Source organism: Sandarakinorhabdus sp. (assembly GCF_040398645.1).
Lineage (GTDB): Bacteria > Pseudomonadota > Alphaproteobacteria > Sphingomonadales > Sphingomonadaceae > Sandarakinorhabdus.
Genome location: NZ_JBBATR010000118.1, coordinates 1 through 1,461 on the forward strand (window position 1 = coordinate 1; position 1,461 = coordinate 1,461).

The 1,461-nt window shown below is 67.8% G+C and carries 1 protein-coding gene; it reads left to right on the forward strand.

The annotated features are described in order from the left end of the window. Positions 1 to 47 precede the first annotated feature (47 nt). Positions 48 to 1,403 carry a transposase gene (locus ABWP50_RS13485; RefSeq protein ID WP_353218502.1) on the forward strand — a complete coding sequence of 452 codons (1,356 nt, stop codon included), beginning with the start codon at positions 48 to 50 and terminating at the stop codon, positions 1,401 to 1,403. Positions 1,404 to 1,461: the final 58 nt, after the last annotated feature.

Here is a 1,461-nt window from a genome sequence, read left to right on the forward strand (position 1 = left end):
CAGCCTGTCGGATTCACATCACCCCATTGGTGATGCAGACTGCGTTGATGGCGACCTTCGTACCCTACAACCGCGACCAGGCTTTCCTGCTGCCACCCGACCTGAAGGCCTGGCTGCCCGAGGATGATCTGGCACATTTCGTGGTCGGCGCGGTCGATCGGGTGCCGCTTTTCGCCTTCCCGGTCAACGCCCGGCCGAGCGGCAAGCCGCAATACGATCCGCGGCTGATGCTGGCGCTGCTGATCTACGCCTATGCCAATGGCATCTTTTCGTCGCGGCGGATCGAACGCGCGACCTATCGCGACATCGGCGTGCGCTTTGTCGCCGCCAATACGCATCCCGACCACGACACGATCGCGGCCTTCCGGCGTGCCAACAAGGCGGCCTTCGAGGCGGCCTTCCTGCAGGTGCTGCTGATCGCCCGGGAGGCCGGCCTGCTGCGGCTGGGCCTGGTTGCGATCGACGGCACCAAGATCGACGCCAATGCGTCCAAGATCCGTTCGGTGCGCTATGACCGGGCGCAGGCGTTGCGGCAGAAGCTGGCCGAGGACATCGCGGCCCTGACGGCGCAGGCCGAGGCGGCGGATGCCCAGGACGCGCCCGACCCGCAGGCGCTGCCCAAGCAGATCGCCCGGCGGGAGCGGCTGAAGGCGCAGCTCGATGCCGCCTGCGCCCGGCTGGAGGCGGCGGCGCAGCGCGAGGCCGAAGCCGTGCGCGCCGAGGTGGTCGCCAAGCAGGCCGAATGGGATGCCAGAACAGGCCGCCGCGGCCGTCGGCCGAAGTCGCCCCCCGACGACCCGCCGGCGCCCGCACCCGACCGCCAGAGCAATCTGACCGACCCGGACAGCGCGCTGATGCGCCGGTCCGACGCGCATGAGTATCGCCAGGCCTACAATCCGCAGGCCGTGGTCTCGGCCGACGGCACCCAACTGATCCTGGCGACCAACCTCGTGGCCACTACCGCCGATGCGCCGAGCTTTGCCGCCACCATTCTCGCCATGGAAAGCACCTGCGGCCTGCCGGGATGCGTTCTGGCCGACACCGGCTATGCCAGCGGCGACGCTGTGGCGAAGCTGCAAGAGCGTGGCGTTGAGGCACTGGTCGCCATCGGCCGGACCCAGCCGCACCGGCCGTATGATTTCCGCCCGCCGCCGGACCCCAAGCCCGCGCGGCAGATCAACGAACCCTGGCGCATCGCCATGAAAGACAAGCTGGAAACCGAAGATGGAAAAGCCCGCTACGCCATACGCCAGCAATCGGTCGAGCCGGTCTTCGGAATCATCAAAAGCGCCATGGGCTTCCGCCGTTTCGGCCTGCGCGGGCTTCAAAACGTCGCCGCCGAGTGGATGCTGACCGCACTGGCCTACAACTGCCGGCGCCTGCATCGCCTGAAGGCAGCATAAAGGGCACCACCTACCTCATCCGCTACACCAACGCTGACGCCATTCCGACAGGCTGCTA